Source organism: Pseudomonas sp. NMI760_13, assembly GCF_021283245.1.
Classification (GTDB): Bacteria; Pseudomonadota; Gammaproteobacteria; order Pseudomonadales; family Pseudomonadaceae; genus Aquipseudomonas; species Aquipseudomonas peradeniyensis.
In genome coordinates, this window is sequence record NZ_JAJSRC010000059.1 from 1 (window position 1) to 8,580 (window position 8,580).

At 56.6% G+C, this 8,580-nt stretch carries 8 protein-coding genes and 1 pseudogene; 5 read left to right on the forward strand and 4 right to left on the reverse strand.

Translation table 11 applies throughout. The features are described from left to right. Positions 1-34: 34 nt before the first annotated feature. The 3 genes and pseudogenes from LU671_RS28890 to istA all read right to left on the reverse strand — a co-directional run. Positions 35-283, reverse strand: a pseudogene (locus tag LU671_RS28890) (Tn3 family transposase); the annotation flags it as partial. Between the two features lie 189 nt (positions 284-472). Next, positions 473-1,276 carry an IS21-like element ISPst3 family helper ATPase IstB gene (istB, locus tag LU671_RS28895; RefSeq protein WP_054882055.1) on the reverse strand — a complete coding sequence of 268 codons (804 nt, stop codon included), beginning with the start codon at positions 1,274-1,276 and terminating at the stop codon, positions 473-475. After that, positions 1,269-2,768, reverse strand: coding sequence for an IS21 family transposase (istA, locus tag LU671_RS28900; RefSeq protein ID WP_101509640.1), 1,500 nt, complete (start codon positions 2,766-2,768; stop codon positions 1,269-1,271). The genes istB and istA overlap by 8 nt, the downstream gene beginning before the upstream one ends. Positions 2,769-2,886: 118 nt before the next feature. Here istA and LU671_RS28905 point away from each other — a divergent pair, with 118 nt between their 5' ends. The 5 genes from LU671_RS28905 (at position 2,887) to LU671_RS28925 (ending at position 7,801) form a co-directional block, all read left to right on the forward strand. Then, complete coding sequence (locus LU671_RS28905) at positions 2,887-3,396, forward strand: DsbE family thiol:disulfide interchange protein (protein ID WP_255260239.1); 510 nt, start codon at positions 2,887-2,889, stop codon at positions 3,394-3,396. Then, entirely contained in the window at positions 3,393-3,866 is a 474-nt protein-coding gene (locus LU671_RS28910) for a cytochrome c-type biogenesis protein (protein WP_012080655.1), read from the forward strand. The genes LU671_RS28905 and LU671_RS28910 overlap by 4 nt, the downstream gene beginning before the upstream one ends. Then, positions 3,859-5,070 carry a c-type cytochrome biogenesis protein CcmI gene (gene ccmI, locus LU671_RS28915; protein WP_012080656.1) on the forward strand — a complete coding sequence of 404 codons (1,212 nt, stop codon included), beginning with the start codon at positions 3,859-3,861 and terminating at the stop codon, positions 5,068-5,070. The genes LU671_RS28910 and ccmI overlap by 8 nt, the downstream gene beginning before the upstream one ends. A gap of 299 nt (positions 5,071-5,369) precedes the next feature. Next, positions 5,370-6,641 carry an IS4-like element ISPa1635 family transposase gene (locus tag LU671_RS28920; protein WP_232857795.1) on the forward strand — a complete coding sequence of 424 codons (1,272 nt, stop codon included), beginning with the start codon at positions 5,370-5,372 and terminating at the stop codon, positions 6,639-6,641. A 314-nt stretch (positions 6,642-6,955) separates the two neighbouring features. Continuing rightward, on the forward strand, positions 6,956-7,801 hold the full coding sequence (locus LU671_RS28925; RefSeq protein ID WP_003464995.1) for an AraC family transcriptional regulator: 846 nt from the start codon (positions 6,956-6,958) through the stop codon (positions 7,799-7,801). A gap of 29 nt (positions 7,802-7,830) precedes the next feature. Here the strand turns inward: LU671_RS28925 and LU671_RS28930 are convergent, their stop codons facing one another. Beyond that, positions 7,831-8,349 carry a YkgB family protein gene (locus tag LU671_RS28930; protein ID WP_003464991.1) on the reverse strand — a complete coding sequence of 173 codons (519 nt, stop codon included), beginning with the start codon at positions 8,347-8,349 and terminating at the stop codon, positions 7,831-7,833. Positions 8,350-8,580: the final 231 nt, after the last annotated feature.

The following is an 8,580-nucleotide window of genomic DNA, read 5'->3' on the forward strand; positions in this document are numbered from 1 at the left end:
AGGGGTCGCCTCAGAAAACGGAAAATAAAGCACGCTAAGCCGGTTGCAGCGGTCGTAGCGGCCTGAACTTGCCCGCGCCGATCTTGGCGCTGCCGCGCCAGAGGTAATCGCCGGTGAGGTTGATGTGCTCCCAACCGAGCGGCGACAGGTACTGCAACAGCGCGTCATCAACGGCATGGCCGTTGCCACGCAGCGCGTGCGCAGCCCGTTCCAGATAGGCCGTGTTCCACAACACGACGGCAGCCGTTACCAGATTGAGGCCGCTAGCCCGGTAGCGCTGTTGGCGCTGATGGAAAATTGACCCACCCTGCCGATTGAAATTTGACCCAGGGCGGATTGCTGATTTTGTTACCAGCAACTGTGGATAAGTCTACCAGCGCAGCTGCTGTTGCCCCCACTCCTTCGCTAGCCCAGTTCAGTTGTTTAAGACCTGCCACACGCAGCCATGTAGCAGGCCGTCGTCGCCATGAAATCAGAACGGCTCATCGTCCTCCGGTTCCTGGCCGCCCTTACGCTTTCGCTCCCGTGATTTGATCTTGGCCTGGGCCGCCAAGCTGCTGTGTTGCAGGCGATAGGACTCGTTACCGGTTTCGACGATGTGGCAGTGGTGGGTCAGCCGATCCAGCAGGGCGGTGGTCATCTTGGCGTCGCCGAACACGCTCGACCATTCGGCGAAGCTCAGGTTGGTGGTGATCACCACGCTGGTGTGCTCGTACAGTTTGGACAGCAGGTGAAATAACAGCGCGCCACCGGCCTGACTGAAGGGCAGATACCCCAGCTCGTCGAGGATGACCAGATCCATGCGCAGCAGTGCCTGAGCGATCCGCCCGGCTTTGCCGTCGTGTTTTTCGCGCTCCAGCAGATTGACCAGATCGACCGTGGAGTAGAAGCGCACGCGCTTGCCATGCCGGGTGATGCCGGACACGGCCAGTGCGGTGGCCAGGTGGGTTTTGCCGGTGCCTGGGCCGCCGATCAGCACCACGTTCTGCGCGGTGTCGGTAAAGCTCAGATTGGCCAGCTCGCTGATCAAGCGAGCGTCGGCGCTGGAGGCGCTGAAGTCGAAGCCGGCCAGATCGCGGTGCATCGGCAGCTTGGCCATGTTCATCTGGTGGCTCACCGAGCGCATGGCACGATCCGTGTGCTCCTGTTCCAGCAGGTGTTCAAGCAACCACTTGGACGAGGCTGTGTTCGACTCACCCTGCACAGTTAACTCCGCCCAGGCAGTGGCCATGCCGTGCAGGCGCAGTTCCTTGAGTTCCGCCATCAAATCACGCATGACCGATCTCCTCGGTCTGGCCACGCAGGCGGTCGTAGCGCGCCGTGTTGGCGACGGGGGCTTCCTTGAGCGACAAGTGGGTTTCGACGCTGGGCGGCGGTTCGGATGCTGTCAGCCGTGCCACGACATTGAGGATGTGTTCGGCGCTCAGGCTGCCGCTCTCCAGTACCAGCTCAACGGCTACCAGCACGGCATCGAGCCCAGCCACTGGTGCGGCAGCCAAGACTTGCACCATGATCCGATCACCGCCGGCATGACGTTTCAGTCCGTGCTTGAGCTGACGCAGCGGCGCTGGCAGATCAGCAAAGGGCGCTCCGTTGCGCAGCGCGCCGGGCTTGCGCTCAATCAGCGGGATGTAGTGCTGCCAGTCGTAGCTGACCTGGTCGCGATCCAGCAAACGCGCATGGCTGGCAATCAGCGCATCATCGGCCACCACCTCGATGCGGGTCGGATACAAACGGCTGCTGACCCACTTACCGGCGTACTCACAAGGCACCGAGTAGCGGTTACGCCCGACGCTGACCAGGCAGGTACTGGAAACCCGCGCAGGCCGTTCGACGTAACCGTCGAAGGCCGCGGGCATAGGCATCAGTTCGGCGCGCTCCAACTCCAGCACCTCGGCCACACTGAGCCCGCTGTATTGCGGGTGCGTCAGCTCGTTCCAAAGCGCGCGGCAGCGCTGGCCCAGCCAGGCATTGAGTTCCTCGAAGGAGTGAAAATGGCAGTCCTGGGCGTCTAGCCAGATGCGCCTGCGGCTGTCTTGCACGTTCTTTTCAACGATGCCCTTTTCCCAACCAGCGGCGACGTTGCAGAAGTCTGGATCGAACAGGTAGTGCGCGCACATCACCGCAAAACGCGCATTCACCGTGCGGCCTTTGCCCTTATTGACCCTGTCGACGGCGGTCTTCATGTTGTCGTAGATGCCTCGGCGCGGCACGCCGCCAAAGGCGCCGAACGAGCGTGTATGGGCGTCGAATAACATCTCATGGCCCTGGCTCGGATACGCCACCAGCCAGAACGCACGGCTGGCACACAGCTTCAGATGTGCCACCTGCATACGCCGGTAAATGCCGCCGACCAGCAAGCCTTCCTCGCTCCAGTCAAACTGAAACGCCTCGCCAAAAGCAAAGGTCAGCGGCACAAAGGCCTGCGACGCCTTGCCCTGTCCCCCTCGCCAGGCACGGATAAACGCGGTGAGCTGGCTGTAGCCACCGTCATAACCTTCGGCTTTGATTTGCGCCAACAGCGCCTTGGCACTGCGCCGCTGTTGCTTGGGCCGCAGCGAATCGGCTTTTAGCGCCTGCTCCAGCGTGGCGTGAAAAGGGCTGAGTTTGTTGAAGATCGCGCGGCGTTGGTAGACCGGCGGCTTGGCCTCAGGTGCTCTGACCCACTTGCGAATCGTGTTGCGCGCCAACCCGGTGCGCTTGGCTATCTCATGCAGCGACAGCTTGTCGCGGAAATACATCCGGCGAATTTTGCCCATCATTTCCATACTGATCACCCTGTGTTCTCCTGCTCAAAAATTGAGCAGAAGCAGTTGAACACCTGGGTCAGTTTTCAGTCGGCAGAACAGCCTCTACTGGGTCAGTTTTCGGTCAGCGGCAACACCGCTGGTGCTTTTTCTTGGCATGGCAGCATTTCTCTGTAAAGGGTTGTACCTCGATCCCTCGGCGTTGCCCTCAGCGTTGATTGACAAGCCGTTCCCCAATTTCTCCCTGCAATCCGTGCAAGACAATAGGTCCCTGACCCGTGCCGATTTGCTGGGCAAACCGGCGCTGGTAAACGTTTGGGGTACCTGGTGCGTCGCTTGTCGGGCAGAACACCCAGTGCTGAACAAACTGGCCCAGCAGGGGGTGGTGATTCATGGAGTCAATTACAAAGACGTTAATTTCGATGCTCTGAACTGGCTGAAGGATTTTCACGACCCTTATCAGCTGAATATTCGCGATGAAGCCGGCAGCCTCGGATTGAATCTGGGCGTGTACGGCGCGCCGGAAACCTTCCTGGTCGACAGTAAGGGCATCATTCGCTACAAGCACGTCGGCGTTATAGATGAGACGGTGTGGCGTGAACAGCTTGCAGATCTTTATCAAGGTCTGGTGCAGGAGGGCACGCAATGAGCCGGTTTCTATGTGGAACTCTCTTAGTGTTGTGTTCCGCTAGTGCCGCCCAAGCTGCCATCGATGCTTACGCGTTCAAGGATGAGGTCGAACGCGCCCGGTACACCGAGTTGACCCGGGAACTGCGTTGTCCGAAATGTCAGAACCAGGATATCGCAGACTCCAATGCCCCCATCGCCGCCGATCTGCGAAAAGAGATCTTTCGCATGCTCGATGAAGGTCAGAGTAATCAGCAGATCATCGACTTCATGGTCGATCGCTATGGCGAATTCGTGCGCTACAAACCTGAGCTGAACAGCCACACCTGGTTGCTCTGGTTTGGGCCTGGCGGTTTGTTGTTGGGCGGTGTGTGGGTGATTTACTTGATCGTTGCACGTCATCGTGGTCGGCATGGCGATGATGTTGAGGTGTTTTCTGACCAAGAGCGTCAACGGCTCCTCCTCCTATTGGGTAAAGAATCTAATGATTGATTTCTGGCTATGGGTCGGCCTGCTGTTGCTGGTTGCCCTCAGTTTCGTGCTAATCCCTGTGTTGTTTGTACGTCGTGCCCAAAGCGAAGAAGATCGCACCGCTTTTTACGTGGCGCTGTATCAGGAACGCCTGGCGGAGCTACAGCTTCAGCAAGGGGACGGAGTGATGTCTCCTGCGCAAAAAAACAGTGCCCGCTCTGAGGCGGACCGCGAATTGCTGGCGGACACCGAAGGAGCTGGCCTCGAACGTTTTTCGACTACAGGCAAGCCGCTACCAGTATTCGTGGCTTTCTTGATACCGGCGCTGGGGCTCGCGCTGTACCTGCATTTTGGCGCCAGCGACAAAGTCGAGCTGGTTCGTGAGTTCGCCCAGCCTCCCGGTTCACTCGCGCAAATGAACGACCGTCTGGAACGCGCGGTTAACGCCCAACCGGAGTCAGCTGAGAACGCTTATAACCTGGCCCAAAACTACATGGCTCAAGGGAGGCCCGACGATGCCGCTAGAATGTTCGAACGAACGGTGTCACTGGCCGGTCGCCGACCGGAGTTATTAGGCGAGTGGGCTAAAGCATTGTATTTCTCTAACAACAAAATGTGGTCTCCGCCAATCAAGGCGCTGACAGATGAAGCTTTAAATGGAAATCCGGGTGAGCTCCAGAGCTTGAGTCTCATAGGTCTGGCTGCGTTTGAAGAGCATCGTTACCAAGATGCTTTAAAATATTGGCATCACGCATTAGCAGAGATGGGTTCCGACCATCCGTCACACGCTGCTTTAGTACAGGCCATTGGAAAGGCAAGAAACGGTCTTTCAGCGGATGAAAAAAACAACAATTTGACGATTAACCATGTTGCTGGCTTGCCACCAACACCGCTCAAGGTACGGGTGGACATTTCCCCGGAAATTTTCGAAAAGGTCGCTTTGGATGACAGTGTGTTCGTTTTCGTACAGACGCTATCGGGCTCCAAGGTACCTCTCGCTACCATACGACTTAAGGTCTCAAGTCTGCCGGCCGAGGTGGAGTTTTCAGGCGCTGATGCAATAGTTACCAGCAACACCTTATCGCAGACAGCCGCGATTCAAGTGACTGCTAGGGTCTCTAGGGGAGGGAAGAGTAGGTCGGGGGAATGGTTGGGCCGAAGCTCGACGACATTAAATTCGAAGAGCGCTAGGCTGAAGCTTACGATCAACCTTCCGGATATCTGATCGACTGCACCGCAAAGTGCTGTTGCCAGGTACTGTAAAATAGAAGAGTGAGCACTTGATTTGCTGGTGCTTTCAAACAACGGTGTTGTTTTTTTAACAGCCGAACTGGAAAGGGAGGCTGAGCTGCTCAGTGATCACTTTATCCGTTGGCTGATTTACGCCGGCATGTTCGCTACCAATGTCATCAACTTTGGAAATTATCCATAAATATCATATAATTAGCGCTCAAATCAGTGCATGGGAGAAGCCCTTTTGACTACCTATACCGCATCGCTTGACACCGCCAGCCAAGCCCTGGTTTGAAAATTGTACAAAAAATAACCAGTCCGCTCGATTGTCCCGCCTTCATCGCCGCCCACCGCCAGAATCCTCAAGACTTTACCCGCCGACGCCAGCTCACCTTCAAGAACCTCGTCCTGTTCCTGCTCAATCAGCCGCGCACGGCCCTGCAAACCGAACTCGATCAGTTCTATCGCGTACTCAATCAGGCGCCGACTGAGACGCAAATGGTCACTGCGCAGGCCTTCTGCAAAGCGCGCAAAAAGCTCAACCCCGAGGTATTTGAAAGTCTCAATCACCTCCTGCAGCAACAAATTGACTGCTTCGGGCTGCGTCAGAAGTGGCGTGGGCTGAGGGTGCTCGCGGTGGATGGCTCGACCGTGCATTTACCCCTGGAGTCGACCATGGCGACCTTCTTTGGCAGTCACTCTGGCTTTCCCATGGCTCGCTTGTCCACACTCTACGAAGTCGCTGACGGTCAAACCCTGCATAGCCTGATCGTGCCCCTGACCGTCGGCGAGCGCGACTGTGCCCATCTGCACCTTGAGCACCTGCCGGCTGACAGCCTGACGCTGTTTGACCGTGGTTACCCTGGGCACTGGTTATTCGCGCTGTTCGCGCAGCAACAGCGGCACTTTCTGATGCGCCTGCCCTGTGGCTATAACGCCCAGGTCAAAGCGTTTCTATACTCTGGCCAAGTTGAAGACACACAGCTTTTCGTGGCCAACCATCCTGAAGCACGTCTGTTCTGCTCCGAGGCTGGCGTTGATCCTGCCAGCCAGATCGAGCTGAGACTGATCCGGGTCGAGTTGGCCAACGGCGAAAGCGAGGTATTGCTGACCTCGTTGCTGGATCGAGAAGCCTTTCCCGCTGAGGTGTTTGCCGAGCTTTACCACCGCCGCTGGGGCATCGAAACCGACTTCCGTCGCCTCAAACAAACCCTGACGCTGGACAACTTCAGCGGCCGCAGCGTGACTGCTGTAAAGCAGGACTTTCATGCCGCTCAACTGTTGAAGAACCTGGCGCTGTTGATGCAGCACCTGCTACAGCCGGTCATCGAACAGCGCCACAAAGGTCGCAAGCTGCGATGGAAAGTCAACTTCACCCAAGGCGTGTCACGGCTCAAAAATACCCTGGTCGAGCTGCTGGTGCGGCACTGTGCTCAGGGGCTGAGCAATGTGCTGGCCTTGATGGCTAAAAGCCTCAGTGCCGTACGCTCAGGCCGTAGCTTTGCGCGCCAACGCAAACGCGCAGCCAGCCGAGGTTGTGAGGGCTACAAACCGACGCGCTGAAGAAACACCACCGCCCAACCTCCGTGCAAAAAAAAGCTGGCCACAAGCGGTCGGCATAGGCTCGTCCGGAGAACGAGAAATCTCGCCTAGACAGCCGGAACAGACGATGATCACATCACCGCCAGCCCAGTTAGACCGCCTGATTGAGCGGCAGAGGCCTGGTCATCGCCCGACGGCCATGGCGGCTGGCTGCTTCGGGGGGCTTGCCTTGGGCAGGGCTGCAGCTTAGGTTGATGACATTGTGTTCGCTACAGGCACTGAACGACAACGCAGATGGTATGGTCTGTGCGTTCTGACTCGTCAAGGATCGGCCAATGGATCGTTTGTCTAATTTGCTCTCGCGGTTCGGCGTGCGGGCCAATCTGTTCTATGACGGCGACCTATGCGGCTCTGCATCTTACGATGGCGCCGAGCGGCGAGGTTATATCCATCTGCTTCAGGCCGGCAGCGTGACGTTGCTTGGTCCCGATCGCAAGGATTTGCAGCTCACTCGCCCTAGCTTGATTTTTATGCCACGCCCCGCCAAGCATCAATTGTTTGCGGGTGAGTCCGATGGCGCAAAGTTGTTGTGTGCTTCCATGGAGTTTGAGGGCGGAATTGATAATCCTTTGTCGGCTTCATTACCGGACTGTTTGGTGCTCGCACTCGATGATCTGCCCATGCTGGCAGACACGTTGGAGTGGATGTTTGCCGAGGCGGCAAATGTGCATTGTGGAAGGGAAGCCGCGCTTGAGCGCTTATTTGAGCTCCTAATCATTCTGTTGCTCCGTTACCTGCTCGATCATCACCAGTTGCGCACCGGAATGATGGCTGGACTGGCCGACATGCGGCTTGCCCGATCGCTTTTACAGATGCACAACTCCCCGGAACATGCCTGGTCAATAGCAGAGCTGGCCAGTGAGTCAAATATGTCACGCGCTGCGTATGCCGTGCATTTCAAGAGTGTCATCGGACAGACGCCTGCTGATTATTTGTTGAGTTGGCGAGTTAGCCTGGCTCAGAAGCTGATGCGAGAAGGGCGCTCGATTACGCTGATTGCAGCTCAAGTCGGCTACGAAAGTCCTTCGGCGCTGTCTCGCGCATTTAGACGCAAGACGGGGTTGAGCCCTCGTGACTGGTTGAAAGATCTGGCGGGGGAAAATGATGGCAAAAAGGCCTAAGGCATTACTGCCTTAAGCCATTGAAAAAATTATGCATTAATTTTACGTTTTTCCAGTTCAACCAGCGAATGGCCTGCCACAAATATCGAAACAGCAAGCAACCCTAAGTCTTTAAGCAGAAACTGACCTGGCGCAACGGAAATCGCCGGAAACCCTAAACTAGGCTCAATGACGCCCGGAGTGGAAAACATAAAGCTAAGGGTTGTGAAGAACAGGCCTGCAGACAGAGCGCCTCCTACCACGGATAGTTTGGGCGACAGCATGCGGCCTGCGATCAGAGTGCCGATCGAAATCTCTAGTATGCCGAGCAGGCTGGAGAACATGTCGACCGAAAAAATGCTATACACCCATCCCAAAAGCGGGCTGTTGCTCACCAGTGGAACCAGGCCCTCGGCCTCGTAGTGGGTAAATTTCATGCCGCCGAACCAGAAGTAAATAATAGCGAGAGCCAAGTACGCGCCATAGATACCTAGCCCCATAGTTTTGGTTCCAAGCGTTAAGTGGGCCTGTACGCTGGACTTCGAGTTTTCAATGCCTATGGTTTTCATGTCTGAGCTTCCAGTAGTGAGTGAGAGTGTGTTGGCTGCCGAACGCCGTATGCGTTGGCGATGAGATGATTATGGCTGGCATCTCTAATCAAGAGGCATCAGAAAGTATTGATTTCAGTGCAGATCGTCTTGGGCGGTGCAATTCGCGATGAAGGGGGTCGCCTCAGAAAACGGAAAATAAAGCACGCTAAGCCGGTTGCAGCGGTCGTAGCGGCCTGAACTTGCCCGCGC